The organism is Actinomadura sp. KC216 (assembly GCF_004348535.1).
Lineage (GTDB): Bacteria > Actinomycetota > Actinomycetes > Streptosporangiales > Streptosporangiaceae > Spirillospora.
In genome coordinates, this window is the sequence record NZ_SMJX01000044.1 from 13,291 (window position 1) to 39,887 (window position 26,597).

Below are 26,597 nucleotides of genomic sequence, written 5' to 3' on the forward strand. Positions count from 1 at the left end.
GGCGTCCCCTGGCGCCGGGAGGATGCCTATGGAACCGCGCATCCTCAAGCTCAGAGGTCTGGGACCTCCCGCACGGCGCCCTTGCCGGCAGACTCGGCCGAGCAGCCTGATCGTCCTGCGTGACCTCCACTTCCGGACCGCCCTCAATCTGAGAGCTTGACCAGCATCTTGCCGACGTTGCCGCCGTGCATCATGTCCAGGAAGGCGGCGGGTGCCTGTTCGATGCCCTCGGCCACGGTCAGCTCGGTGCGCAGGGAGCCGTCGGCCAGCCAGCCGGCCGCCTTGCCGATCCATTCGGGGAACAGGTGGAAGTAGGAGTTGATCAGCATGCCGCGGAGGGTGGCGTCCTTGGCGGCCAGCGCGAACAGGTTGCCCGGGCCGGGGACCGGCTCGTTGGCGTAGTAGGAGCTGATCGCGCCCACCATCGCGATCCTGCCGCCGTGCCGCAGCGCGTCGATGGCCGCCACCAGGTGGTCGCCGCCGACGTGGTCGACGTAGACGTCGATGCCGCCGGGGGCGGCTGCGGCCAGGTGCCCGGCGAGCGATCCCGCGCGGTAGTCGATCGCCGCGTCGTAGCCGAAGTCCGCCACGAGCTTCCTGGTCTTTCGCGGCCCGCCCGCCGAGCCGATCACGCGGGCGGCGCCGAGCTTGCGTGCCAGCTGGCCGGCGATGCTGCCCACCGCCCCGGCCGCGGCCGAGACGAAGACCACGTCCCCCTCACGTACCGGGGCCACCTGGGTGAGCGCGGCGTAGGCGGTAAGCCCGGTGGTCCCCAGCGCGCCCAGCCACGCCTGTTCGGGGGCCAGGGACAGGTCGGCGACGGTCACGGCGGCGTCGTCCACCACGGCGTACTCGCGCCAGCCCAGGAAGTGCGCAACGGTCGCGCCGACCGGGATGTCCGCTGAGCGGGAGGCCACGACCTGGCCGATCGCCGAGCCCTCCATGGGGGCGCCGAGCTGGAACGGCGGCAGGTAGGACTCCGCCTCGCGCATCCGGTCGAGCATGTACGGATCGACCGACATCCAGCTGTTGCGGACCAGGACCTGCCCTTCCGCCAGGTCGGGCAGTGCGGTGGTGACCAGGTCGAAGTTCTCCGGCCGGGGTTCGCCGGCGGGGCGGGTGACCAGGTGGATCTCTCGGTTCGTGTTCATGGCCTCACCGTGGCCGGGGCCGCGCACGATCGGCTGGTGGTTCGCTGCGGGTACGGTGACCTGGTGCGTTTCGGTGTCCTTGGCCCCCTTTCCGTGTGGCGTGACGACGGACGGCCCGTCCGGGTCCCCGAGGTGAAGGTCCGGGCGTTGCTCGCCGATCTGCTGGCCCACGAAGGTCGCCCGGTGTCGGCCGACCGGCTGGCCGAGGACCTGTGGGGAGACACCCTCCCGGGCAATCCGGTCAACACGCTGCAAACCAAGGTGTCGCAGCTGCGCCGTGCCCTGGAACAGGCGGAGCCGGGAGGCCGCGAGCTGGTGGTCTTCCAGGCACCGGGCTATCGCCTGCGCCTGGACGGCACCGCCGAGGTGGACTCCGCCCGGTTCCTCGCGCTGCTCGAGCGGGCCCGCGCCGCCACCGATACCCGGACCAAGGCGGAACTGCTGTCGGACGCTCTGGCGCTGTGGCGCGGGCCCGCCTACGCCGACTTCCTCGACGAGGAGTTCGCCCGCACCGCCGCCACCCGGCTGGAAGAGCACCGGCTGACCGCGCTGGAGGAGCAGGCGCAGGTACGGCTGGCGTTGGGTGAGCACAGCCTGCTGGCCGACGAGCTCGGCGAGCTGGTCGCCGCCCACCCGCTGCGCGAGCGCCTGCGCGCCGCTCACCTGCGCGCGCTCTACCGGTCGGGGCGGCAGGCGGAGGCGCTGGCCGGGTATGACGAGCTGCGGCATCGGCTGGCCGATGAGCTGGGCCTGGATCCGGGCCCCGAGCTCGCAGCTTTGCACCAGGCGATGCTGCGCCAAGATCCCTTGCTCGCGCCCGCGCGTCCCCCGCCCCGCTCACCGAGCTGGTCGGCCGCGAACAGGCCGTGGGCGAGGTGCGGGCCCTGCTCGGCGCGGCGCGGCTGGTCACGCTGACCGGTCCCGGCGGCGTGGGCAAGACCAGGGTCGCCCTGGCGGTGGCCGACCGGGCCGCCGACGCCTTTCCCGACGGGGTGTCGCTGGTCGAGCTGGCGGGCACGACGGGCGTGGCCGAGGCGGTGGCCGCCGCCCTCGGCGTCCGCGACGACACCGCGACGGGCTCGCATCCCGGCGTACGGCCGACCGGCCTGGCCCACCGGCTGGCCGGCTCCCTGCGTGGCCGGCGGCTGCTGCTGGTGCTGGACAACTGCGAGCACGTGGCCGGGCCGGTCGCCGAGCTGGTGGACGTCCTACTGCGGGCCGCGCCGGACCTGCGGGTGCTGGCGACCAGCCGGGAGCCGCTGGCGCTCGCCGGGGAGACGCTGTACGCGGTGTCGCCGCTGGAGCTGCCGGATCCCGGTTCGGACCCCCGGCTGGCGAGTTCGGTACAGCTGTTCGTGGCCCGCGCCGCCGCCGCCGCACCCGGGTTCGTGCTGGACGCCGACAGCGCGCCGTTCGTGGCGGCGATCTGCCGGCGGCTGGACGGCCTGCCGCTGGCCTTGGAACTGGCCGCCGCCCGGGTACGCGCCCTCGGCGTCCGCGGCGTCGCCGATCGGCTGGACGACCGCTTTCACCTGCTCACCGTCTCGGGCCGAGGACGGCCCGCCCGCCAGCAGACCCTGCGCGCGATGATCGACTGGAGCTGGGAGCAGCTCACCGAGCAGCAGCGGCTGGTCCTGCTCAGGCTGGCCCTCCACCCGGGCGGCTGCACGCCCGAGGCGGCCGAGGCCGGGTGCGCGGACCTCGAACTGGACGTGGTAGACGTGGTCGACCAGCTGGTGGCCAGATCGCTGGTCGAGTCCGCCGACGGGACCCGCTACCGGCTGCTGGAGTCGATCGCCGCCTACTGCCTGGACCGGCTCGCCGGCGACGACCCCGCCCTTCGGCGCCGCGACCTCTACTACGCCGACCTCGCAGAACAGGCCAGGCCGCACCTGTACGGCCCCGGTCAGCGCGAGTGGCTGGACCGCCTGGACGTCGAAGCGCCCAACCTGCGCGTCACGCTCGAGCACACTGCCGACCCCGCGCTGGCAGCTCGCCTGGCCGGGGCCCTGGCGTGGTACTGGTTCCTGCGCGGCAGACACCGGGAGGGCCAGGGCTTCATCGCGGCGGCGATGGCGCTGCCCGGCGCGCGCTCCGCGGAGCTCGCCGCGTGGGAGGCCGGGTTCGCGATGCTGACGGGCGACGGGAGCGACCTGCTGGAGCGCAGCCGCGCCGCGGCCCGGGCGCTGGCCGCCGGCGACGCGCGGTCCCGCTGGTTCCTGGCCCTCGCGCACCTGAGCTTCGGGGACGTCGCCGGCGCGGACGGCCTGCTGACCGAGGCGCTGGCCGCCTTCCAGGCCGCGGGCGACCGCTGGGGCGAGGCTGCGGCGCTGGCAGGCCGCGCCAAGCAGGCGATGTTCCAGGGTGACCACGACCGCGCCGCGCGCTCCGCCACCCGAAGTTTGACGATCTTCTCCGACCTGGGCGACGGGTGGGGGCGGCTGCAGGCCTCCGACATGCTCGGCTACCTCGCGGAGATCACTGGTGACTACCAGACAGCCGCCCGCCTGCACCGTGAGGGGCTGCGCATCGCCGAGGACCTGCAGCTGTGGACCGACGCGTCGTACCGGCTGTCCAGCCTCGGCCGGATCGCCCTGCTGACCGGGAACCTGGACCGATCCCGGGAGCTGCACGAGCGCGCCATGCGCCGGGCGGGCGAGCAGTCCAACCGCTTCGCCGAGGAGTTCGCCCGGGTCGGCCTCGGCCTGGCGGCCCGACGCGCCGGCGATCTCGACACGGCGAGCCGGCTCTTCGAGCAGTCGCTGGCCTGGAACCGCCGCCTGCAGGCCGACTACGGCGTGCCCTTCTACGGGGTAACGCTGCTGCTGAGCGAGCTCGGCTTCATCGCCGAGCTGCGCGGTGACCGCGCCGCAGCCAGGTCCCTGCATCTGGACGGGCTCGCCGCGGCCACCGAGGCGGGCGATCCGCGGGCCATCGCCCTGGCCAAGGAGGGGCTGGCGGGAGTCGCGGCGGCCGAAGGCTCCCACGAGGAAGCGGCGGCTCTGCTGGATGAGGCCGCCGCGCTCAGACAGTCCGTGGGCGCACCGCTGCCGCCGGCCGAACGCGGCGACGTCGACCGGATCACCGCCGCCGTCCGAGCCGAACAGGGTGAGAGGGCATCCGCGGACCTCTGAGGTCCGTGGTCTCGCCGCGGTTTGCCCCCCACCGCAGGTACGAGTCGCCAGCAAACACCTACAACGATCCCGCGAGCTCGCCCAGGCGCACCGCCCCAGTGAGGCGGCGGCTGCCGCCAGGCGGCAGCCGATGTGCTGAAGGGGTTCGTCCCGCCAGTGGCTGGTCGGAAGGGTTATTTGTGGTTGTTTGGTGTGGTGCGTTTGGATTTGTTTCGGCGGTTGTTGGCTGATGGTCGTGCTGGTGCGGCGGTTGTGGTTGCGGTGGAGGCTATTGATACTTTCCGGCAGGCCGCTGCGGCGGGTCAGGCCGGGACTGATGTGGCTTCTCAGCTTTTGGCATTGTCGCGGGAGCTCGCCCAGGCGCACCGGCCGAGCGAGGCGGCCGCAGCCGCCCAAGCAGCAGCCGATGTGCAGGGCTAAGTAACGCGGCTGGCAGCACTCTCTATGGTCCGTTACGGTTGATCACCTTCGTGAGGGGCAGCTGCGGCGTGCCGATCAGCGCAAGACCATGCCCGCGTCACGGCAGGGCCGATGTTTCACGCACCCTCCTCTACCTGAATCCCGACGCCTGCGCTGACGGACGCCGGGCCCAGCAGCGTCGGCAGGCCGCCGAGGCGGTCAACGCCTTCTGGCGGGGGACCGGGTGCTCAACGACGGCCTGAAGTTCGTCAGCGCGAGACCTTCGTGGATGCTGCGCCTGACTGCTCCAGACCGGCACAGGCCGCTGCGGGTGACGAGCTTCACAGGTCGGTGCGGCCTGTGCAGTCAGTGGGGGTCGGCCTGCGTGAGCTCGGCCGCGACCTCGGCGGCCAGCTCGCGCTTGAGGACCTTGTTGTTCACGCTGACCGGCAACTCGCCGCGGAACAGCACGTGCCTGGGCTTCTTGTGTGACGCGATCCGGTCCCGGACGAACTCGACGACGTCGGCGCCGGTGAGCGCGTGGCCGGCTCGGGGCACCACGACCGCGACGACCATCTCGCCGTACTCCTCGTCCGGGACGCCGACGACGGCGCACTGGTCGATGCCCGGGTGCTCCTGGAGCACGCCCTCGATCTCGGCGGGGTAGATGTTCTGGCCCTTCGAGATGATCATGTCTCGGACCCGGCCGTTGATGTAGAGGAAGCCGTCCTCGTCCACGTACCCGAGGTCGCCGGTCCTCAGCCAGCCGTCCGAGAGCGCGGCGGCGGTCAGCTCGGGCGCGTTCCAGTAGCCCCGCGTCACGGTCGGCGACGTCGTCCAGATCTCGCCGGTCTCGCCGACCGCGGCGGGCCGCCCGCCGGCTGTAACGATCTTGAAGACCTGGCCCGGTGCGGCCCGCCCGACGGACCCGGGTCTCCGGTCGATCTCCGCGTTCCCGATCATGGTGATCCCGCCCGCCTCGGTGCCGCCGTACCCGATGATCAGCTCGATGCGGGGCCACCGCTCGCGGACCCGGCGCATGAGATCGGCCGGGCAGACCTCGCCGCCGGTGAGGATCACCCGGAGCGAGTCCAGGGGCAGCGGCGACTCGGTGTCGGCGTGCAGCATCGGCTGGAACATCGTCGGGAAGACGATCGTATGGGTGACCCGCCACCGGTCGATGTAGGCGGCCATGCGTTCCGGCCGCCAGCCTCTGCTGGGCATGATGCAGACGGTCCCGCCGACCAGGAAGGTCGGCAGGGTGAAGTCGTGCAGGCCGCCGGTGTTGAACAGCGTCGGGACGACCAGGGTGCGCATGTCACGGTCGTAGCCGGGGAACATCGCCGCCTGCTGGACCGCGTAGTACAGCAGGTTGCGGTGGGTGAGCTCGGCGCCCTTCGGTTTCCCGGTGGTGCCGGAGGAGAACAGGATCACGTGCGGGTCGGCCGGGGCGAGCGCGGCGGGTAGTGGAGCCGATCCCAGCAGCGCCTCGTACGCCGGCCCGGGCTCGTCGCCCCCGAGGACGACGATGTGCGCGTCCACGCGTGCAGCGGCGACGGCCGTCTCCGCCGTCTCGGCGAGCTCGGCCTCGGTGAAGACGAACCGGGCGTCGACGTCGCGGATGACGTCGGCGAGCTCGGCGGCGGTGGCGCGGAAACTCGCCGGCACCAGGGTGAGCCCGGCGAACGCGCAGGCGAAGTAGATCTCGAAGACCTCGCCGCGGTTGAAGAGGTGGCTGACCACGCGGTCGCCGGTCTCCAGGCCGTGCTCGCGCAGGGCACTCGCCAGCGCGAGCGCGTGGGCGCGCAATTCGGCGTAGGTCCGCGTTCCCCCCTCCCAGATCATCGCCGTGCGGGAGGGGGCGATCGGCTGCGGCGGGCCGTAGCCGCCCAGCATCCAGGCGACGGACGGTTCCGCCGCGGTGAACACACCGGCTCCGGCGTGGAGGCCGGCCGGGGACCCGATGACATCCGACATGGTCCCGACAGTAGGTCCGTCTCTCGGCGGCGGCCGGGGCCCGCGAAGGGAAGCGGCCCGGTTGGGGGATGCTCCCAGCCCCGCGGGCCTGATGGATGATTGGACTTGACGGATCTAGCGGACCGCCGCCGTATTCGACGCCCGCTGCCTGCGGCGCTGGAAGACCTCGTCGGCCGCACGCTCGCCCGAGCGGAGGGCGCCGTCCATGCCGGTCGCCCACATCTCCGCGGTGTGCTCGCCCGCGAAGTGCACCGGACCGACCGCCTGGGCCAGCAGGCTGGGCAGCCGGGGGAAGTCGCCCAGGAGCGCGGAGACCACGCCGCCGGCGAACTGCTCGCGGGTCCAGTCCTGCGCGATGCCGGCCAGCCGTTCGGCCCGCAGCCCGGTGGCGGCGCCGACGAGCCGGTCGAGCGCGTCCAGCGCCCGCGCTTCGTCGCGTAGCACACCGTCACCGCGGTCGGGCACCAGCCCGAGCACGACCACCGTGTCCTCCGGGCCGGGCGGACGCGCCCAGATGAGCGAGACCGGTCCGTCGCTGACGGCGGAGAGACCGAGGCGGCCGACGATCTCGGACCCGTTCGTGTACTGCCCGATGACCTTGCCGCCCTGAGCCATCGGCGTGGCCAGCAGCGCGTTGACCTTCCACTCGGGCAGCACCGGGTCGAACCCGATCCGCAGCGTCGGTGTCACCGGTGTCGCGACGACCACGTCCCGAGCGGTGAACCGGTCGGTGTCGGTCTCCAGGACCAGCCCGCCGCGGGCGCGGCGCACCAGCCGGACCGGCTGCCGCAGCCTGATGTCGAGCCCGCCGGCCAGCGCCGAGGCCAGCGAGTCCGTGCCGTCGGCGAGCATCCAGCAGACCCGGCCGACATGGGGCGGCTGGAGCATCGACATCGGGATCTGCGCGGCCTCGTGCACCGGGTTGAAACCGGCCTGCGAGCAGAAGACGCGGCGTGCCACGGGGGAGAGGCACGCGCGTGCCGCCCAGGCCGGGATGGTCTCGGTCGGGGACGGGGGCACGGCGTCGAGCGCCGCGCGGACCTCGTCGGCAACGCGGTCGCGCTCCGCGTCGTCGAGCCGCCGGCCGTCCACCACGAGGGTGGCGCGCAGCGGCGACGCCGCGGTCAGCCGTCCGTCCGGGTCGGGCGGGAACAGCGCCATCTGGGGCGTCAGCCTGAGACCGAGCTCGGCGCAGGCTTGGATGATCTTGTCCTGGCCGATGTCGATGAACGAGCCGCCGAGGTCGGCGGGCTGCCCGTGCCGCAGCCGGTCGCGGACCGTCCGGGTGCGTCCGCCGATGTGCGGCTGGGCCTCCAGGACGACGACGTCCTCGCCGTACCGCGTCAGCTTCCGTGCGGCGGCGAGGCCCGCGGGGCCGGCGCCGATGACGATCGTGCTCATGCGCGCACCAACTCCGTGTCGATCTCGTCCAGGGACATCCGGCGGGGCTGGCGGAGGACCTCGTCGGCGGCGCGTCGGCCCGAGCGCACGGCACCCTCCATCGTCGCGGGCAGATCGGCGTCGGTGTGGTCGCCCGCGAAATGGACCCGGCGTTCGGGCGTCGCGAACTGCGCGACGAGGGCGCGGCGGAAGGTGTAACCCAGCGTGGCGCCCATACCGAGCGCGAACGGGTCTTCCATCCAGTTCTTGCGCCGGCCCGCGATCCGGGTGACCGGCTCCCCGACGGCGATCCGGACGACCTCGTCGAGCGCGGCGAAGGCGTCGCCGTCGGACTCGAGGACGTGCCGCTGCGCACCGCAGATGAAGCCGCTCACCACGGCGGGCCCCTCGGTGACGTAGTGGTTGCTCACCCATGCGGTGTTGAGCGGCCCATCGGCGAACACGCCGCGGCTGAGGGCCGCGCGCACGGCGTCGCCCTCGGCGTACTGTCCGATCACCTTGCCGCCGTACGCCCGTTGCAGGGACGTCAGCGCCCCGACGTGGGTGGCCGGCAGGGGCGGGTCGAACCCGACCGTCGGCAGCACGAACGGCGGTACCGCCACCACGACCTGGCCGGCGGTCATCCTGTCACCGTTCTCCAGCTCCACCTCGACCCTGCCGCCCGCCTGCCGGACGGCCCGCACGGGCGCCTCCAGGCGCACGTCGAGGTCGCGTGCCAGGGTGTCCGCCAGCACCTGGCTGCCCCCGACGATGCGCCGGACCGCGCCGACGTGGGCGTCGACGAGGTAGTGGGCGTCGATCTGCGACGGGTCGTACTGCACCGGCATCCGGCCGATGCCGGCGAGTGCGCCCCGGGCCAGGGCCGAGAGCCCGGCGCGGCGGGTCCACTGCTCGATCACCTCGTGCGGTGCCGGGGACGTGTCGCGCAGCGCGACGCGGATCTCGTCGTCGACCGCGGCGAACCGGGCTCCGGTGAGCAGACCGCCCTCGACGATGATGCGCCCATCGGCGAGGTAGCCCTCCAGCGGCGTCTCCCCGGGAAGGGTCTGCTCGCGCTCGATCCACACCCGCTCGGAGAGCGCGACGCCCGCCTCCTCGCACAGGGCGGTCAAGGCGTGGTAGTCGGCGGTGACGAGCTCGCCGCCCAGGTCGCCGTGCTGCCCGCCGGTGAAGCCGTCCCGCACGGTGTAGGTGCGTCCGCCGACACGGTCCCGGGCCTCGTACACGGTCACCTCGACGCCGGCCGCGGCGAGCGTGCGGGCCGCGGTGAGTCCGGCCAGACCGGCGCCCACCACGAGGACCTTCACAGGCTCGCGGTTGCTCAGAATCATGGCGTCAGCTTCGTCGCCGGCGGGCCACCGGACCCGCGACGCGAGGATCACTCTGCCCACCTGGGGGATGACCCGCGACCCTCGGTGCGGACGGGCATGCGAGGACCTCCCGGTCAGCGCCGTCAGCCGATGCCCACCGGGAGGTACTCGCTCACGCCCCGTCAGTCGATGACCGCGGTCACCTCGATCTCGACGAGCGCGCCGGGCATCGACAGGCCGGTGACCCCGATCAGGGTCATCGCGGTCCGCTTGGCGCCGGCGGACCGGGCGGCGTCGCCGAGGCCGGCGTACAGCTCCTCAAGGTTGGCCGCCGCGGGGTCGACGACGTACACGGTGAAGCGCACGATGTCGGCCGGCGTGCCGCCCGCTCCGGTGACGGCGGCGTACGCGTTCATCGCCGCGCGGTGGCCTTGCGCCCGGTATCCGGCGCCGACCAGTCTCTCGTCCGCGTCGATGCCCACCTGGCCGGAAACAAAGACGATCCTGCTGCCGCTGGCGACGACGACCTGGGCGTGCCCGTGCGGGGGAGCGAGGGTGTCGGGGTCGATCTTCTTGAGCGTCATGGGGCCACCCTCACCGCCTCCGGCGCGGCGCCGATGGGTCGCCGGCCTCGGCACACCCGCCTGGGGGATCGGCGCGTCCCCGGCCTGCCCCGTCGACCATCCCCCATCTGGGTGCGGTCCCGCCGCTCGCCAGTGAGCAGCCTCCCACCCCGCCAAGGATGCCGGAGTGACTTCCATCGCATCCGGGGAGCACCTCCGCGGCCACCGTCATCCCCTCGGACGCGATCGTCGATGCGGTGGCGGGACAAGATGCGGTGGCGGGACAAAGGAAGCGAGCTGAGCGGTGAGCCGGGACATTCGAGTCGGGCTGTACGGCAGCGGACGGACCGCTGGGGAGCTGGTCGCCGCACTGAAGAAGACGGGGTACCGGCTGACGGCGGCGGTCGTGCACTCGCCCCGGCGAGCCGGTCAGGACATCGGCGTCCTGACCGGTGGTGATCGGATCGGGCTCGCGACGGTGTCCGATCTGGCCCGGGCGGTGCGCTCCGGCCGGTTCGACGTGCTCCTGTACGCGGGCCTCGCGGGGGAGCGGCACCAGGAGGCGATGGCGCTGTGCGCGGCCGCCGGCGTCCACATGGTGCACGCGTGCTTCGTCCATCCGCTCATCGCGGTGGACGAGGAACTCCGCGGGAGGCTGTCGGAGCTGGCGATGTCCAGCGGTTCCCGGATCGTCGGCACCGGCATGATCCCCGGGCTCTGGCTCGACGTCCTGCCGGCGTTGCTGGCGAGCGCGTTGCCCGCCCCCGTCAGGATCCGGGGCCGGCGAGCCTCGGACATCTCCTCCTGGGGCTCCGATGTGCTCGTCCACGAACTGGGGGTCGGCTCCCGCCTCGCCGGCACCGCGACCAGGATCGATCTGCTGCTCCGCGAGTCCGCGCACATCATCGCCGACGCGCTGCGGCTGGCCGGGGACCGAGTCGAATCGCGGGGTGGGCTGGCGATGGCGTCGTCGGACACCGTGGTCGGCGGGGTCGAGGTGCGGGCCGGCGAGGTCGAGGGCTTCGACCAGGAAGTCGTCGTGTACGAGAACGGCGCGGAACGCATTCGCCTGACCTGGAGCGGCTTCGCGGCCCGGACGGCACGCGGAACGGCCCAGGGTTCGGACGGTGGCGTGGAGTTGCAGCTCCTAGGCGCCGACCAGAGTGAGATCGCCGTCCATGTGGCCGCGCCACTCGACCCCTACCCGGGGACCGCGGCGAGGATGGTGAGCGCCATCGGCGGCCTGCCGGCCCTCCCGCCCGGGCTCCACCCGACCACGGCGTTGCCGGTGGGCTGACCGGGAACGGCGAACGGCGGGCCGGACCCGTGACACGGGTCCGGCCAGGCTCGGCCATGCGTGAAACGTGGCAGAGCCTTCCCGAGCGGACGCGTCAGATCTCCTCGGAGACCACCTCGACGACCGGGCCGCCCGGATGGTCCTCGACGAGGAGCGACAGTTCGTGGAAGTAGGTCTCGGGGTCCACCGCGCCCTCCGGCCCGTGCACGCCCGGCTTGTCGACGTCGCCGCGCGCCATCATCAGCGTCGCGATCGCCAGCGGGTAGCCGGTCATCTCGCCCATGTTCGCGTCCGGCAGCACGATGGGCCGGGCGCCGACCCGGATGCCGTTGCCGTCTTTGGTGCCCTCCGCCACGGCGAACAGGTTCGGGAGGATCGGCGACGGGCCCGCGGCGGCGCCGCCGGTGTTCGGCTCGCGCAGGATCTGCCTGGAAGCCGCCGTGACGTTCAGCTCGCCGCCGCGGACGCGTGCGGCCACCCGTTGCATGCCCTCCATCAGACCGCGGCGCGACACCATCAGATTCAGCGACTCCTGGACCTCCGGGCGCACGCGCGGCAGCGTCAGCGGCTCCGGGTGGCCGCAGACCCACACCGGGCCCTCGCCCCGCCCTGGGTAGGAGAGCGTCAGCTCTTCGAGCGCCCATGCGTCGGTGAGCCGGCCGCGGCGCCACGTCTTGATCGGCTCGGTGCAGTTGTGCACCCAGTGTTCGAGCGCGGCGTTCGGCTGCGGGTCCGGGTCCTCGGGGGTCGGGTACGGGAGTGCGCCGGCGCGCCAGGCGGTGTAGACCCGGTCGACGGTGTCGCACCGGTTCATCGCGAGCAGGGCGAGCAGGTTGCTCGTGCCCGGGCTCGCGCCCATGCCGATCACCGCGGTGACGCCCGCGGCACGCGCCGCGTCGTCGAGTTCGAGCATCTCCAGCGTGGGTTCCCAGTCGTCGCAGATGTCGAGGTAGTTCGTGCTCGTGGCGATCGCCGCGCTGAGGACCTCGCGGCCGAAGCGGTAGAACGGCCCGGCGGTGTTCAGCACGATGTCGACGCCCGCGAGGGCGCCGTTCAGCGCGTCGGCGTCGGCGATGTCGAGCACGAGCGGCGTCGCCCCGGGGCCGAGTTCGGCGGCCAGGCGCTCGGCCTTCCGCCGGTCACGGTCGGCGACGAGGACCTGCCCGACCCCGTCGGCCTTGGCCAGCGCACGGCACGCGTAGGCGCCCATCTCGCCGGCGCCGCCGGTCACGAGGATCCGCTTGTGCCCGGCCTGCTTCGCAGAGGAGTTGGTCATGGAGGCATCGTCGTGGCGCGGCGGCGGGTTGCCGGCGGGCGTGTCCCGCTCTGTGCCCACCTGGGGGAGCTGCCGCCGTCCTGGACGATCTCGGTCTGCGCGTAGATGCCGAGCCCGCCCAGGCCGGCCGCTCGGGCGGCGTCGAGGGTCTCGACGGCGGCGGCGAGCAGGCGCGCACGGTGGCCCGCGGCCCTCATGGCGTCCAGGCCGTGCCGTGCGCCTTCCGCGTAGGTCTCCAGGGTCGCCTGGTCCGTCCGGTGATCGCCGCTCTCGATCGCGGCCGCGGCCTCCTTGGTGCCGCGGCCGAGCGTCCTCAGCGCGAGACGCGTCGTCTCGCGGAGCATCTCCGCGGGCACGCCCTGCGAGGGCGCGTACGTCGCCGCCTCGACGTACGCGCCCACCGCGGTCACGTAGAAGGCGCCGATGATCGCCGTTTCGAGCACGTTCGCGGCGCCCACTCGGTCGGCTCCGGTGTCCGGTTCCGAGGGGCCACGTCGTGGCCGCCGGCGGCGAGCGCACGCGCCGGCGCCGAACCCATCAGGCCACAGCCGCCGATCGCGACCGGGGTCATTGGGCGGTCAGCCCGCCGTCGACGACCAGGACCTGTCCGGTCACGTAGTCCGACGCGGCCGAGGCCAGGAACACCGCCGGAGCCGTGTACTCGTCCGGCTGCGACCAGCGTCCCATCGGCACGCTGCGGCGGATGTACTCGGCCACCGCCTCGTTCGCGTTGAGGTCGGGCAGCATCGCCGTCTCGACGTAGCCGGGGGCGATCGCGTTGACCTGGACGCCCTTGCGCGCCCACTCCAGCGCCACCGCCCGGGTGACCCCGATCAGGCCGTGCTTGGCCGCGATGTACGCGCTGTCGTCCCGTATCGCCACCAGACCGAGCACGGACGCGATGTTGATGACCTTGCCGCCGCCGTCCTGCAGGTGCGGCGACGCGGCACGGATCATCACCCAGCAGGACTGCAGGTTCAGCTCCACGACGCGCTGGAACACCGAGAGGTCCGTCGCCTCGATCGGGGAGTCGTGGTCGTCGGCGGCGTTGTTCACCAGCACGTCGAGGCCGCCGAGGGACTCCGCCGCGTGCGCGACGCACTCCTCGACGGAGCTCGGGGAGCGCAGGTCCACGGCGTACGGCTCGAAGCTCCCGGCCGCGTCGGCGGCGAGCTCGGCGGTCTCCTCCAGCCCCTTCTCCGAGCGGGCCGCGCCGACGACATGGGCGCCCAGCCGCGCGAAGCCCACCGCGATGGCGCGCCCGATGCCGCGGCTCGCGCCGGTGACGAGGGTGCGCCGCCCGGTCAGGTCGAAGGCGGAGGGGATCGTGGCAGTCGTAGTCATGCCGGAAGGATGCCGACGCCGGTCCCGATCGGCGTCGCGTCCCCCCGAAACACGCCCACCTGGGTGATCCGAGGTGGGCGAGGTCACACATCCCCCAGGTGGGCGCGCGTGGCGCGCGGGCGGCGGGGCCGGCTCACGGCTGCGGCAGGGTGGCCCCGCCGGCGACGTGCCGCGCAAGTGTGAGGAGCGCCCATGCCCGAAGCCGTCACCGTGGCCACCGCCCGGTCGCCGATCGGCCTCCTGCCCGACCTGTTCTCGCCGGTCGAGGCGTCCCGCCGGGCGCTCGCGGGCTTGAGCAGCGCGGACGTCGACCTGGGCGTCGACGAGGAGAGGCTCAACGTCAACGGCGGCGCGATGGCCGTGGAGCGGCTGTCGTGACCGGGCGCTTCGCCGGCCGGACCGCGATCGTGACCGGGGCGAGCCGGGGCATCGGCCTGGCCGTCGCCGCGAGGCTGGCCGCCGACGGCGCCAAGGTCGTCGTCACCGCCCGCAGGAAGGACGCGCTGGACGAGGCCGTCGAACGGCTCGGCGGCGCGGGACACGCGCTGGGCGTCGCCGGCAAGGCCGACGACCCCGGGCACCAGGACGACGCGATCCGGCGGGCGATCCGCTCCTTCGGCAGCGTCGACTTCCTGGTCAACAGCGCCGGCGTCAACCCGGTGTACGGTCCGATGACCGAGCTCGACCTCGGCGCCGCCCGGAAGATCTTCGAGGTCAACTGCCTGGCCGCGCTGTCATGGGTCCAGAAGGTCCACCGGGCGTGGATGGGGGACCACGGCGGCGCGATCGTGAACGTCTCCTCGCTGTCCGCCGTCAGGTCCGCGCCGGGCATCGGGTTCTACGGCGCCACCAAGGCGATGCTGAACTCGATGACCGAGCAGCTGGCCGCCGAGCTCGGCCCCGGAATCCGGGTCAACGGCGTCGCCCCGGCCGTGGTCAAGACGAGGTTCGCGACCGCGCTCTACGAGGGCCGCGAGGACGAGGCACGGCGCGCCTACCCCCTCAGGCGGCTCGGGGAGCCCGACGACATCGGCGGCGTGGTCGCGTTCCTGCTCTCCGCGGACGCCGCCTGGATGACGGGCCGGACCGTGGTCGTCGACGGCGGCGTCAGCCTCACCGCGGGCGGCGAGTGAGCCGATGAGCCAGGGCGCCGTCGCCGAGTCGATCCTGCACCGAGGGGACAAGCCGTCCCTACACAGAGGGAGCCGTGTCATGACCTCCGCTGCTGACGCTGCGCTCGAACCGGCTTCCGCCGAGTCCGTCAGGGCCCTGGTGCCCTGATGCGGGCGGCGAGTCACGATCCTCCTGGCCTGGATCTGGGGCGTCTCGGCGACTGGATGTCGCTCACGGTTCCGGGTGCGGGCGGTCCGCTCGAGGCGAGGTTGATCGCCGGCGGCAAGTCGAACCTGACCTATGAGGTCACCGGCGGCACCGGCACCTGGATCGTCCGCCGTCCGCCGCTCGGGCACAGGCTGGCCACGGCGCACGACATGGCGCGCGAGTACCGGGTCATGGCAGCGCTACAGGCGACCGGCGTTCCCGTGCCCCGCACCTACGCCCTGTGCCAGGACGAGGACGTCCTCGGCGCGCCGTTCTACGTGATGGAGCGCGTGCGGGGCCGCACCTACCGGTTCGCCGCCGAGCTGGCGCCGCTCGGCCCCGACCGGGCCCGGGAGATCTCGACGGCGCTGGTCGACACGCTGGCGATGCTGCACCGGGTCGAGCCGGGGGCGGTGGGCCTGGACGGCTTCGGCCGTCCGGAGGGCTTTCTCGCGCGGCAGGTGAGTCGCTGGAAAGCGCAGTTCGACGCGTCGCGCACCCGCGATCTGCCCGCGGCCGACGAGCTCCACGCCCGCCTCAGCGCGGATGTCCCCGCCGAATCGGCGACGGGCATCGTGCACGGCGACTACCGGCTCGACAACGTCCTCGTCGACGACCGCGACCGGCCGGCCGCGGTGATCGACTGGGAGATGGCGACGCTCGGCGACCCGCTGACCGACGTCGCGTTGTTGACCGTCTACGGCCGGCTCGGCGGCGCCGCCACCGGCGACTCCATCGTCGACGTCGCCTCGGCCCCCGGCTACCTCTCCGAGGCCGAGATCATCGAGCGGTACGCCGCGCACAGCGGGCGCGACATGTCCCGCTTCGGCTTCTATCTGGGACTCGCCTCGTACAAGCTCGCGGCCATTCTGGAAGGCATTCACCACCGGCATCTTCGCGGCCTGACCGTGGGGGAGGGCTTCGACGGCATCGGGCCGGTGATCCACCCCCTGCTCGACGGCGGATTGGCCGCGCTGACCGAGCACTTCTGACGGCGGTCCCACCCGCCTGACGAAACACGGAGGCGCTGGCGCGTAGGGGGCCGCACGATCGTAAGGAGGCACGATGACCATCGACGAGCTGCGAGGGCGGGTCGAGGAGTTCCTGGCGGCCCACGACCCCGCGACGACCGAGCGACTGGCATTCCTGCACGCCCGCTATGACGCCGGACTCGCCTGGGTGCACTACCCGGTAGGCCACGGCGGATTCGGCGCGGAACAATCGCTGCAACCCGAGGTGGACCGGCTGTTCGAGGAGGCGGGGGCACCGGACAACGACCCGCAGGCCAACGGCATCGGGCTCGGTATGGCCGCCCCGACCATCCTCGCGTTCGGCACGGAGGAGCAGAAGCGACGCTATCTGCGGCCGTTGTGGACCGGGGAAGAGATCTGGTGCCAGCTGTTCAGCGAGCCGGGCGCGGGCTCCGACCTGGCGGCCCTGGCGACCCGCGCGGTGCGTGACGGCGACGGCTGGCTCGTCAACGGGCAGAAGGTCTGGACGTCCGGCGCTCACCTCGCACGCTTCGCGATCCTGGTCGCGCGCACCGACCCGGACGTGCCCAAGCACCGTGGGATGACCTACTTCCTCTGCGACATGACCGATCCCGGGGTCGACGTGCGCCCGCTACGGCAGATCACAGGCGAGGCCGAGTTCAACGAGGTGTTCCTCACCGACGTCCGGATCCCGGACGGCATGCGCCTCGGCGCCGAGGGCGAGGGCTGGGCCGTCGCGAACGCGACGCTCAACCACGAACGGGTGGCGATCGGGGGCAAGGCGGCGCCGCGCGAGGGCGGCATGATCGGCGTGGTCGCCCGCACCTGGCGCGAGCGTCCCGAACTGCGGACCCCCGATCTGCACGACCGGCTGTTGCGGCTGTGGGTGGAGTCCGAGGTCGCCCGGCTCGCCGGGGCGCGGCTGCGGCAGAAGCTCGCCCAGGGCCAGGCCGGCCCGGAGGGGTCGGCCATGAAGCTGACGTTCGCCCGGCTGAGTCAGCGGCTCTCCGGACTCGAACTGGAACTCCTCGGCGAGGAGGGCCTGCGCTATTCCGATTGGACCATGATCCGACCCGACCGCGTGGACTTCACCGGGCGGGACGCCGGCTACCGCTACTTGCGGGCCAAGGGCAACTCCATCGAGGGCGGGACCTCGGAGATCCTGCGCAACATCGTCGCCGAGCGGGTGCTGGGCCTCCCGGGCGAACAGCGTTCCGACAAGGACGTCCCCTGGAAGGAGATCCCCAGGTGAGCGAGCTCGACCTGACCTACACCGAGATCGAGGACGATCTGCGCGCCAGCGTCCGCGACCTGCTGGCCGCCCGCTGTCCCGCGCCTATGGTCATCGCGGTGTACGACGGCGACCGGTCGCTGGTCGACGGGCTCTGGAAGACGCTGTCGACCGATCTCGGCCTGGCCGGACTGCTCGTTCCCGAGGAGCACGGCGGGCAAGGTGCGACGGCGCGGGAGGCGGCGGTCGTGCTGGAGGAACTGGGGCGTACGGCGGCGCCGGTGCCGTTCCTCACCAGCGCCGTCGTCGCTACCACGCTGCTCTCGGAATCCCGCGCGGAGACGCTCGAACAGGTGGCGACGGGTGAGCGTACGGCCGCACTCGTCGTGCCGTGGTCGACGGCCCCTGACGGGCCCGTCCCTGCCGTCCGCGCTGACGGCGAACGGCTCGCCGGTCGAGTCACCAGTGTCGCGGGTGCGTTGGAAGCGGACCTTCTACTGGTTCCCGCGTCAACTCCGGAGGGCCTTGCCGTTTACGCCGTCGCTACGTCGGACGCTTTGATGACACCCCTCATCTCACTCGACATGACCCGCCAACTCGCGGACGTGACCCTCGACCACGTCACGGGCACGCTGATCAGCGCTGGCGCTGGACCGGCGGTACGGCGGGCCCTCGCGGCAGGGGCGGCGTTGCTGGCCTCGGAGCAGGTGGGCGTCGCTCGATGGTGTCTGGACACCACGGTCGCCTACCTCAAGGAGCGGCGCCAGTTCGGCCGGGTGGTAGGCGGCTTCCAAGCCCTCAAGCACCGGCTGGCCGACCTGTACACCGGAGTGGAGTCCGCGGCCGCGGCCGCCCGGTACGCCGCGGCGGCCCTCGCCGCCGGAGACGCGGACGCCGCGGTGGCGACCGCGGTGGCGCAGGCCTACTGCAGCGACCTCGCCGTCCTGGCCGCCGAGGAGGCGGTGCAGCTACACGCCGGGATCGGAATGACCTGGGAGCATCCGGCACACCTGTACCTCAAGCGGGCGAAGTCCGACCAGATCGCACTGGGCACCCCGGGCCGGCACCGCGCCCGCCTCGCCGACCTGGCGGATCTACCGCGATGACCGGCGGGAAGCCGACGGCACAGGCCGCGGTCACCGTGGACGGCCACGAGTGCCGCGACCTGGGATGCCACCCGCCGATCCCGGACGGCAGCCAGACTCAACCTCGGCCTCTCGCCTTCACCCAGCCCGCAAGAGAACGACCAAGATGATAGAAATTCAGGAATTCTGAGCTGGTTTCAGATTGCAGAACCGGCATAGATCCCAGAAGAACGCTTAGGCCCTGGGACTACAGAGACGTGGAGGGCTCGGAGAACTCTGGGGTTGTTGCTTATGCGCAGCGCGGTGCGTGTGTCGGTGTGCTCGTTCCACTCCGCGCCGATCCGGGCCGTGGGCCTCGGCCTCGACCAACTCCCGGAGCATTCGCACGGCCACATGCGGACGAATTCGAGCCCGTCCGCCGAACGTAGTGACTCAAGCAACCGAATGGGTCATCCTGAGACAGGGCCGTCCTGCACCTCCCGCCGTTGAATTGCCCTTTTCACTGCTGAGAGTTGCACGGTGGCCCACCTGGCGGGCAGAGAGCGGAAGCCCCCATCGACACACGCCCCGGCGCGCTCCCTAACCGTGACCGGCTACACCGCATCCAGGGACCGCCATCAGCACGAATGACTGCATCGGTTGCGACTGCAGAGGAGATGGAGTGAGATGAGAAGAATCAGAAACCGGGCGGCTGCAATGGTCGTGACGATGATCGCCGCAGTGGCCCTTGTGTCGCTGGCAGCGCAGGCACCGGCACAGGCGGCACCGAACGGTGCGGCCGGAACGAGCGCATGGACGCCGCAGATCCACCCGCTGTTATCAGGCGAGTGGGTACAGCGGAATGTGTCGAGTGCCGATCGGAACGCGGCGCTGGCTCTGTGCGCCTGGGCAGATGGAATCGCCTGCGTGTCGGTTGGCCAAGGCGACGGCAAACACAGTGTCTTCCACCTGTTCAAGTGCGATACGCGGTCGCTCTCGAACTTCATCGACGCTCTCGCCGTTCTCAACAACCAGACTGGCGGAGCCCAAGTCCATTTCTGGGGACCCAGGTACAGTGTCCGCATCCCAGCGGACGACAGGATCCACACCGTCCCGGACTACGCGACGTACGACTTCAATCGCCTCGATATCTGCTAACGGCACATCGACCCGGGCACGCTGATCATGGTGTCCGGGTCGGAGGCCTTCGCAGTGAGGGCTGCGGAGTGACGACTGTCTGACGTACAGGTGGTCGAGACCCGGGTCGACCACGATGCGCCGGCGCGATGGTGAACGGCCAGACCTCCTCCACGGCCGCATCCGCTACGAGGGCGCCTTCGCCGTGCAAGGCGTGGGCCCCGCACGTACCGCGTCCTGAGTGCCTTGACGCTCAGCGAGAGGGCGGCGATACAGTGGAAGCGGCGATCGGTTTCGAGAACATGGGGTCCGTCTTGGTCGTGAACCCGGCTTCGGGCCGGGGTGTTCGAACCGGGGGAGGAACCACAATGTCCAAGTTCATGGACGTCCACCACGGTATGACCGGAATATCCGCCGACCAGCTCAGGCAAGCCCACGCGGCCGACCTCGCCATCCAAGACGAGGAAGGTGTCGCCTTCGAGCGGGCCTGGGCCGACCCGGAGTCCGGCACGGTTTACTGCCTGTCGGAGGCTCCCGACGCCGCCGCCGTGCAGCGCGTCCACGAGCGTGCCGGTCACCGCGCCGACGAGATCCACCCTGTCCCGTTGAGCGTCTGACGGCCCGGTCGAAGCCGGATCGTGTGGATGGTTCGCCTGGTCAAGGAGCCGGCCCGGCTTGAACGTGCGCACGATGTGATCTTGCACCGCTCACCCTGGCCCCACGCGATCACAAGGTTCGCACGTGGTCTGCGAGATCGCATGATGCGGGGTCGATCAGCACGGTGCCGTGAACGTGCCCGCGTAGGCGTCGATGCCCAGGATTCGGACCTGTCCGACCGGCGGGTCCGGAAGCGCCCGCACTAGGCGGTCAGCGTGGATCTGCTCGCCCGCGGCCTGAGCAGGCTCGCCAGTCGCGCGGCCGCTGCTCTCGCGTTGGTTCTCACCGGCCACCACCGCGGGCGGCCTCGCTCGGGAGTGGGCGGTCACGCGCCGTGGCGGGCAGGTCCGGGGATGGTGCCACGGTGCGAGGTGAGAGTCGCCGCCGTCAGTGTCTTCATGCGCCGGCACGCCCGCTTGTAGAACTTCAGCTGCATGTACCGGCCGAAAAGGAAGAAGCCGAAACGGACGATGGGGTGCGGGGAGGCCGCGGCCTGCGAGAAGACGTGGATGTGGAACTCCACCTCCCCGGTGTCGAGCCACTTGCGCACCTCCTGGCTCATCTGGCCGCGTTCGAGGTGTCCCTCCAGCGTCTGGTAGTTCCAGCCCCACACGCGCGCCTGGCGCCCGTTCTCCTCGACGGTCGTGTCGATGACGTCGCCGACACGGAGACCGAGGTAGAAGCGCAGCCCGTAGAACCGGGCTTCGAGCAGCATGTCCCGGCCCGGCTCGGGCGGACCCGACCGGCAGATCTCCCGGATGATGGCCGGGTCCGCGTACTGGTAGTTGCGAATGAGGCGGCGGGCGACCTCCCAGCTTCCTCCGGGGATCGGAGGGCCGGGCGGCTCGGGGGGCAGCTGCTGCCGGTAGTCGTCGACGTGCCAGCCGCTCTCGGGCCTGTCCATGTCGTGCCGGCCCGGGTCGAAGTTGAGGGGGCGCCGGTGCAGGTCGGAGTGGAGCCGCCGCATGCGCTCCCGGGTTCGTGTGCTTCGTGTCATGAGGAGGGCTCTTCCGACCGGCGACGGGGAGTCAAGGCAGGGGTTCGCGCGGTGGCGGGCGAAGCGCTGGACGGCCGCGTAGGTCGAGCCGCGTACCTGCTGGAACAGCCCCGCCGGGTGCAGCTCCTGGATCGGATGCCGCGCGGGATCGAACCGCATCGGTTCGCGCTCGTCGCTCCGGGCGGGTCCCGTGAGGCGAAGTTCCCCGAAACGCTCCCAGGGGCCGAAGTCGGTCGCCACCACCAGATCGAAGAGCAGCGGCCGTTCGGCCACGGAGCGCGCGAGGGTGGCGAGGCCGGCCGGGCGGGCACGTTCCCGCCGGGCGACGGCGCCGAGGAGGACACGGCGGTCACCGACCCGGTACGCCAGGAGGGAGCCGTAGAACGCGGGGCTCCATCGGGTCATGGGGCGCAGCAGGTGGCGTCCGAGCCGGGTGCGGCCCGTCGTGGCCAGCAGCAGCTCGGCAGTGGCCTGGTCATCGGCGGGTTCGCCGGTGTCGGGCCCGGCCCCGGACCCGTGCTGCGGCCATCGCAGCGCGAGGCCCAGCACGTCCGGCAGCACGGGCGGCAGCCCCACCGCGCGGGAAAGCCGCGCCTTGCCCCGCAGGTCCGCGCGGGCGTCCAGGAACGGAGCCCCCCAGCGCTGGGACGTGCCGTGCAGGCGCAGCGTCGCGTCGAACACCAGGCCCCTCGGGTGCAAGGGCCGGTCGCGCAGCCGCGCCGCCAGGACGAAACCCCGCCTGAACGCCGCGTCGACCGTGCGGGCGACCGGCCGTCTCCGGCGCCCGGGGAGGTCCTTCCGCTCCGTCTGGACTTCGACGTCTCCGACCATCTGGCCGCCCGAGATCTCGGCGACCCGCGAGCAGAAGTGCGTCCACATGTGGAGTTGCATCTCCTTCGCGATGCCCATCTTCGCGTAGAGGAACTCCGCCCACCGGTCGCCGCTGCGCGCCCAGGACTCGATCATGAACACCAGGTCGCCGTCACGGGCCTCGCCGACCCGGAACTCGATCTCACCGGCCTCCAGGTGGCCGCGCAGGGTGACGAACCGGAACGACACCGCCGTCCGCTCCACCACCCGCACGGGGCAGTTCCACGGCCCCGGCATGTGGACCGTGTACTCGTCCCCGATCTTCAGCCCCCGGTCGGCACCCGAGGTTTTGTCGAAGACGGCGATCTCCACGGGAGAGGCGGCGTTGAGATCCTCGCCCAGCCGTTCGGCCAGCTGCTCCGCCGTCAGGGGGCTGCCGGAGATCCGGACGATGTAGCGCCGCTGGAAGGTGGGCCCGACGCCCTCGGGGGCGCCCTGCACCCGGGCTCCGTCCCTGCGCGGGAACCGTTCGACGTCCGAGAACACCCCCAGGCGGAGCCTGCGCCGCGGTACCCGGCGAGAACGCCGCAGCCACCGCCACGCCGCGATGCCCATGCCCGCGGGCCATCGCACCGCACGCGCACGCCGCCGCCACCGCGCCGACGTCGGCGCCGGTGCCGCGCTGCCCGCGGCTCCCCTCGTCATCCCATCAACGTCCTTCCGGCCGAGGAGTCGGTCATGTCCGGCCCGGCCATACCCGACCCAGCCGGGCCGAACCGCTCACGTCCGGGAACGAACGCGGCAGGCGGAACCGGGCCACACCTCCAGCCGCCAGGCCGCCGAGCCAGCCCTTGCTCCATATGCACCGCGCACCAGAGCGGGGCTAGTGGGTGAGGGCGGCGAAGAGTTCGTCGCGGCCGTCGGCGCCGGTCTTGCGGTAGATCGACTTCAGGTGCTCGTTGACGGTGTGCGCGGAGATGTTCATGACGCGGGCGATGCGCTTGGGTGGTTCGCCGGTGCGCACGTGCTCGATCATCTCGCGCTCGCGTCGCGTGATCTGGTGCCAGTGGCAGAACGAGGGGAGAAGCAGGTCGCCGACGGCCGCCTGGATCACGATGGCCACATCGTCGCCGAGGGGCTGGCCCCGCACCGCGATCCGCCGGCCCGGGTCGAGGTAGGACGCGTAGAGCTGCTGCTCGCGGGGGCGTCCGTCGCGGACCCGTTCTCGGGTGTCCAGCGACAGCTCGGCGACGAACCGGGCAGGGATCTCGTCGGGCGCGGTGTTCCACCACGGCCTGCGCAGATGCGCCAGCCATGTCCGCGCCTCGGGGCTGATCGCCCGGATGGTGTGGTCGCGGCCGATGGTGATCACGCCCGCCGGAGATGCGGGGGCGCGCGACGCCAGCGGCTGGCCCGTGGCGAACCCGCGCAGGATGCTCACCAGGCCCGGGCCGAGCTGTGCGGCCCGTTCGACATCACGGGTACCGAATGGCGTGCCGCCCTCCGCCCGGGCCAGGCCGACGAACCCCCAGGTGCCCCGCCGATCCCGTAACAGCAGGCGCAGCTCGCTGCCCGCGCCGTGGGTCTGCAGGAGCTGCCGCGTCCGCCGCTGGCGCGGCAGGTCGCCTCGGCGGTCCACGACGCCGACCGGCAGGGGCCGCCGGGCGAGGTCTTCGGGACGGCAGGGGTCCCCGCCCGCGAACCGGTCCAGCACGAGCGCGCTGACGAACTCGGGCTCGTACCGGTGCCAGCAGCTGCTGAGCGAGCCCAGCATCAGACCCGCCGCCGGGTTGGTGACCACCACGCGCAGCGCGTCATGCGCCACGCGCCGTCTGATCACGCCATGGAGCGCCGCCCCCATCTCGTCGGCGCCGGCGCCCAGCCCCGACGCGGTGCGCAGCTCATCGAGCAGTCCGTCCAGCGATCGCGTCATAAGGACGAGTCTGGACGGCCGCCACCCCGGGACGGCATCGGGTGAACCACGTACAGCGAGCGGACGGCAACCCCCAGGTTTGGGAATGGAGCCGGGCGGGCCGGCCGGTGACGCTTGAGGGGCCAGCCAAAAGCTCAGCCGATCAAAAGGATGATCATGAAGAAGTCCCTCCGGTTCCTCCCCGTGCTCGGCGCCGCGAGCCTGCTGCTCGGCACGGCCTTCCCGGCCGTCGCGGGGCCGAACCCGCCCGGCCTGTCCAAGTCCACGACCCGCCAGGCCAAGCCGCGTACCCCCACCATCGTGAAGGACGGCGTCGCCGCGGCGGCGCCGTCCTTCGGCAAGACGCTGTGCTACCTCGACGTCGTGGACGGCGAGCGGCTGTGGTGGGGTGTCTCGGTGTCGCCGGGACAGCCCGTCGTCGCCTCGGCCAGCGAGGCCAACCCGGACAACAACTGGGAGGAGTTCATCGGCGACGCGCACGTCTACGCCGAGAACGTCGCCGTCATCAACGGCAGGGTGATGTTCAGAGTCCGCACTCACTGGAGCGCCCGGCTCGACGTGTGCGTCCACGTGATCGGCTGACCCGACATCCTGGGGCCGATCAAATACGCCAGGCCGCGGGCCGGACAGAACATGGCCGCCCGCGGCATCGACCCCGCCATCCCATCGGATCGGCACGGGTTCGGTGCCATGGGATCGGCATGCTGGCTCGTGAGCAACACAAGCACAGGAGTGTGGTGGGCGATACTGGGATTGAACCAGTGGCCTCTACCGTGTCAAGGTAGTCCGCGATCATAACCGACCTGCAGGATCACACGAATGCGCAGGTCAGGGACCTCGATAGGGCGCAGTTGAGCGATATTCGGCGACGTTCGGGGAAGCTGCCGTCGCCCAAATATCGCCCAGCCCTGATCGGGAGAGTGATCATGGTTTCTGGGGATCTCGCAGCCTCGTCCAGCGGAGTACAGCCCGGTGATCGGCTAATCCGTTGGTGCAACACGATCAGTGTTGTGGTGCTGGCCTGGATTGCGGCGGTGCTGTCCTACAAGCACATGTATGAGCTGGTTCTCCGGTACGGGGAGACCTCGTGGAGTGCGGCGCTGTCGCCGGTTTCGGTGGACGGGATGATAGTGGCGTCGTCGCTGACCCTGCTGGCCGACTCGCGGGCTGGCCGGCGCGGTGGCCTGCTGCCGTGGACTTTGCTTCTGGCTGGGAGCGCGGCGAGCCTGGCCGCCAACGTGGCAGCGGCCGAACCGTCGATGATCGGCCGTGTGATCGCCGCCTGGCCGAGTTGCGCGCTGATCGGGGCATATGAACTGCTGATGCGCCAGGTCAGACGGGCATCGCAAGCGAAGCACCCAGTGGTCTCATGTGAAGCCTCTGAGCAGGTGGCAGAACGTCCTGAGGCCTCCTTCGAGATTCCAACGAGCCTGATCGATGATCCGGCTTCGTATGAAGCTTCTATGAGGCGGGTCGATGTGTCGGAGGGTTCCGATGGCGTCCGGAAGTATGGCTTGGAGGACCTCGTAGGAATCGCTGAGGAGCCACCGGCTGCTAGTACGGAAGCGGGGGACGGCGTTCTGTCGGGCCGCCGTGGTCCAGTGGCCCGGCTTCAACGCCAGGCTTGGCATTGGGCGGTTGCCAATCGGACACCGGCGGGGGAGTTGCCCGCAGGCAAGGTGATCGCTGAGCGCTTTGGGCGGTGTGAGCGCTGGGGGCGTCTGGTCAAACGAACTGGTCTCCTGGGCGGGTTCGATCGGCAGGCTAATGTGCGGGTGTGAGGTCTCCTGCGGAGCACGTAGTATCTACGGTGCCGCGGCCGGGTTTCCAGGGGGCGGCTCGTCGTAGAGGCGCGAGGATCGTGCTGATACGGTGAGTGAAGGAAGTGGGGTGGAGAGGGCCAGGGTGGGGGTCCTGTGCGGTCCCTGGTCGTCCGCAATCATGACTGATCTCTGTTTTTCGAGATGTCGCACGTCAGCGGTATTCATTATTGCTCTTTGGCGCTTGATGAGGACGGTTCGGAACCATGAATGCTCCCGTCGTTCTCGGCTGAGAGCGTCGTCCTAGTGAGCGGTGTCGGCCTTTGGCCTGCTGTGGGGACGGCGGGGTTTGAACCCACGACCCCTTGACCCCCAGCAATGAAAGACGTTCCCGGCTGCCTGCGGGGATCAAGGTTCTTGCAGGTCAGCCGCTTGGAATCGCCCAGCCTCGCCCAGGCTGATGCAAGATGTCCTTCATGGTCGTCCCACGCTATTCCCGCAGACCCGCACGAGAACGAGCCCTGCCGGGCGGCGAAGTCGCCGGGCAGAGGCACTTGATCCGCCGCCTGCGACATTGTCGCACGCGGTCGCGGCCTGGGCCCGTTGCACTCTGTCGGCCACCCGCAGTTCCAGCACGCCGGAGGTGGCGAGGGTGAGCAACCTGATCATTTGGCGTCTACAGAACGACGTTCCAGTGCCACAGAGCGCGGGGCCTGGCTAACCAGGATTAATTGGTGTTGGCGGGTGTGGTGGTGAGGGTGAGGCCTGTGGTGGTCAGGCAGCCATCGATCACGTCGGGGTGGTGCTGGACCACTTTGAGGCGGTGCTTGATCATGCGGGTGAG

23 protein-coding genes and 1 tRNA gene are annotated in these 26,597 nt (G+C 71.5%); 13 read left to right on the forward strand and 11 right to left on the reverse strand.

Features of this window, described 5'->3' with window-relative positions; translation table 11 throughout:
* Positions 1 to 143 precede the first annotated feature (143 nt).
* Positions 144 to 1,151 carry an NADP-dependent oxidoreductase gene (locus tag E1264_RS10410; RefSeq protein ID WP_132172072.1) on the reverse strand — a complete coding sequence of 336 codons (1,008 nt, stop codon included), beginning with the start codon at positions 1,149 to 1,151 and terminating at the stop codon, positions 144 to 146.
* A gap of 63 nt (positions 1,152 to 1,214) precedes the next feature.
* Here E1264_RS10410 and E1264_RS44545 point away from each other — a divergent pair, with 63 nt between their 5' ends.
* The 3 genes from E1264_RS44545 to E1264_RS10420 all read left to right on the forward strand — a co-directional run bounded on the left by E1264_RS44545 (position 1,215) and on the right by E1264_RS10420 (position 4,705).
* Positions 1,215 to 2,066 (forward strand): AfsR/SARP family transcriptional regulator, encoded by an 852-nt coding sequence (locus tag E1264_RS44545; RefSeq protein WP_207935836.1) that lies wholly within the window; start codon positions 1,215 to 1,217, stop codon positions 2,064 to 2,066.
* Complete coding sequence (locus tag E1264_RS10415; RefSeq protein WP_207935837.1) at positions 2,018 to 4,285, forward strand: tetratricopeptide repeat protein; 2,268 nt, start codon at positions 2,018 to 2,020, stop codon at positions 4,283 to 4,285. The genes E1264_RS44545 and E1264_RS10415 overlap by 49 nt, the downstream gene beginning before the upstream one ends.
* A 156-nt stretch (positions 4,286 to 4,441) precedes the next feature.
* Entirely contained in the window at positions 4,442 to 4,705 is a 264-nt protein-coding gene (locus tag E1264_RS10420) for a hypothetical protein (RefSeq protein WP_132172074.1), read from the forward strand.
* Positions 4,706 to 5,050: 345 nt separating this feature from the next.
* Here E1264_RS10420 and E1264_RS10425 read toward each other — a convergent pair whose 3' ends face one another.
* The 4 genes from E1264_RS10425 to E1264_RS10440 all read right to left on the reverse strand — a co-directional run bounded on the left by E1264_RS10425 (position 5,051) and on the right by E1264_RS10440 (position 9,956).
* A complete protein-coding gene (locus E1264_RS10425) occupies positions 5,051 to 6,661 on the reverse strand; it encodes an AMP-binding protein (RefSeq protein ID WP_132172076.1) in 1,611 nt (536 codons plus the stop codon).
* A gap of 114 nt (positions 6,662 to 6,775) precedes the next feature.
* Positions 6,776 to 8,062 carry an NAD(P)/FAD-dependent oxidoreductase gene (locus E1264_RS10430; RefSeq protein WP_132172078.1) on the reverse strand — a complete coding sequence of 429 codons (1,287 nt, stop codon included), beginning with the start codon at positions 8,060 to 8,062 and terminating at the stop codon, positions 6,776 to 6,778.
* Positions 8,059 to 9,393 carry an NAD(P)/FAD-dependent oxidoreductase gene (locus E1264_RS10435; RefSeq protein ID WP_132172080.1) on the reverse strand — a complete coding sequence of 445 codons (1,335 nt, stop codon included), beginning with the start codon at positions 9,391 to 9,393 and terminating at the stop codon, positions 8,059 to 8,061. The genes E1264_RS10430 and E1264_RS10435 overlap by 4 nt, the downstream gene beginning before the upstream one ends.
* Before the next feature lie 161 nt (positions 9,394 to 9,554).
* Complete coding sequence (locus E1264_RS10440) at positions 9,555 to 9,956, reverse strand: RidA family protein (protein WP_165964111.1); 402 nt, start codon at positions 9,954 to 9,956, stop codon at positions 9,555 to 9,557.
* A 283-nt stretch (positions 9,957 to 10,239) separates the two neighbouring features.
* On the opposite strand from E1264_RS10440, the gene E1264_RS10445 reads away from it, so the two are divergent.
* Positions 10,240 to 11,232 carry a hypothetical protein gene (locus E1264_RS10445; protein ID WP_132172084.1) on the forward strand — a complete coding sequence of 331 codons (993 nt, stop codon included), beginning with the start codon at positions 10,240 to 10,242 and terminating at the stop codon, positions 11,230 to 11,232.
* Between the two features lie 94 nt (positions 11,233 to 11,326).
* Here E1264_RS10445 and E1264_RS10450 read toward each other — a convergent pair whose 3' ends face one another.
* The 3 genes from E1264_RS10450 to E1264_RS10460 form a co-directional block, all read right to left on the reverse strand.
* Complete coding sequence (locus E1264_RS10450) at positions 11,327 to 12,508, reverse strand: saccharopine dehydrogenase NADP-binding domain-containing protein (RefSeq protein WP_132172086.1); 1,182 nt, start codon at positions 12,506 to 12,508, stop codon at positions 11,327 to 11,329.
* Entirely contained in the window at positions 12,505 to 12,966 is a 462-nt protein-coding gene (locus E1264_RS10455; RefSeq protein WP_132172088.1) for a hypothetical protein, read from the reverse strand. Before E1264_RS10455 ends, E1264_RS10450 begins: the two co-directional genes overlap by 4 nt.
* Before the next feature lie 109 nt (positions 12,967 to 13,075).
* Positions 13,076 to 13,852, reverse strand: a complete 777-nt coding sequence (locus tag E1264_RS10460; protein ID WP_132172090.1) for an SDR family oxidoreductase — start codon at positions 13,850 to 13,852, stop codon at positions 13,076 to 13,078.
* Positions 13,853 to 14,044: 192 nt separating this feature from the next.
* On the opposite strand from E1264_RS10460, the gene E1264_RS10465 reads away from it, so the two are divergent.
* From E1264_RS10465 to E1264_RS10500, 7 genes are all read left to right on the forward strand, one after another.
* Complete coding sequence (locus E1264_RS10465; RefSeq protein ID WP_207935838.1) at positions 14,045 to 14,230, forward strand: hypothetical protein; 186 nt, start codon at positions 14,045 to 14,047, stop codon at positions 14,228 to 14,230.
* Positions 14,227 to 14,985, forward strand: coding sequence for an SDR family oxidoreductase (locus E1264_RS10470; protein WP_132172092.1), 759 nt, complete (start codon positions 14,227 to 14,229; stop codon positions 14,983 to 14,985). Before E1264_RS10465 ends, E1264_RS10470 begins: the two co-directional genes overlap by 4 nt.
* A gap of 147 nt (positions 14,986 to 15,132) precedes the next feature.
* Positions 15,133 to 16,164: a phosphotransferase family protein gene (locus E1264_RS10475; RefSeq protein WP_132172094.1), complete on the forward strand. Its 1,032-nt coding sequence runs from the start codon at positions 15,133 to 15,135 to the stop codon at positions 16,162 to 16,164.
* 73 nt (positions 16,165 to 16,237) lie between these two features.
* Complete coding sequence (locus tag E1264_RS10480; protein ID WP_132172096.1) at positions 16,238 to 17,416, forward strand: acyl-CoA dehydrogenase family protein; 1,179 nt, start codon at positions 16,238 to 16,240, stop codon at positions 17,414 to 17,416.
* Positions 17,413 to 18,501 carry an acyl-CoA dehydrogenase family protein gene (locus E1264_RS10485; RefSeq protein WP_132172098.1) on the forward strand — a complete coding sequence of 363 codons (1,089 nt, stop codon included), beginning with the start codon at positions 17,413 to 17,415 and terminating at the stop codon, positions 18,499 to 18,501. Before E1264_RS10480 ends, E1264_RS10485 begins: the two co-directional genes overlap by 4 nt.
* Before the next feature lie 687 nt (positions 18,502 to 19,188).
* Positions 19,189 to 19,617: a hypothetical protein gene (locus E1264_RS10495; protein WP_132172100.1), complete on the forward strand. Its 429-nt coding sequence runs from the start codon at positions 19,189 to 19,191 to the stop codon at positions 19,615 to 19,617.
* Positions 19,618 to 19,964: 347 nt separating this feature from the next.
* On the forward strand, positions 19,965 to 20,213 hold the full coding sequence (locus E1264_RS10500) for an SCO4226 family nickel-binding protein (RefSeq protein ID WP_132172102.1): 249 nt from the start codon (positions 19,965 to 19,967) through the stop codon (positions 20,211 to 20,213).
* 365 nt (positions 20,214 to 20,578) lie between these two features.
* Here E1264_RS10500 and E1264_RS10505 read toward each other — a convergent pair whose 3' ends face one another.
* On the reverse strand, positions 20,579 to 22,765 hold the full coding sequence (locus E1264_RS10505) for a DUF1990 family protein (RefSeq protein WP_132172104.1): 2,187 nt from the start codon (positions 22,763 to 22,765) through the stop codon (positions 20,579 to 20,581).
* A 178-nt stretch (positions 22,766 to 22,943) separates the two neighbouring features.
* Positions 22,944 to 23,993 carry a helix-turn-helix transcriptional regulator gene (locus E1264_RS10510; RefSeq protein WP_132172106.1) on the reverse strand — a complete coding sequence of 350 codons (1,050 nt, stop codon included), beginning with the start codon at positions 23,991 to 23,993 and terminating at the stop codon, positions 22,944 to 22,946.
* Positions 23,994 to 24,149: 156 nt separating this feature from the next.
* Between E1264_RS10510 and E1264_RS10515 the strand changes: the two genes are divergently transcribed.
* Entirely contained in the window at positions 24,150 to 24,575 is a 426-nt protein-coding gene (locus E1264_RS10515) for a hypothetical protein (RefSeq protein WP_132172108.1), read from the forward strand.
* Between the two features lie 153 nt (positions 24,576 to 24,728).
* Here the strand turns inward: E1264_RS10515 and E1264_RS10520 are convergent.
* Positions 24,729 to 24,810: transfer RNA gene (locus E1264_RS10520), tRNA-Val, on the reverse strand.
* Positions 24,811 to 25,003: 193 nt separating this feature from the next.
* Here E1264_RS10520 and E1264_RS10525 point away from each other — a divergent pair.
* Entirely contained in the window at positions 25,004 to 25,774 is a 771-nt protein-coding gene (locus E1264_RS10525; RefSeq protein WP_243710852.1) for a DUF2637 domain-containing protein, read from the forward strand.
* Positions 25,775 to 26,597: the final 823 nt, after the last annotated feature.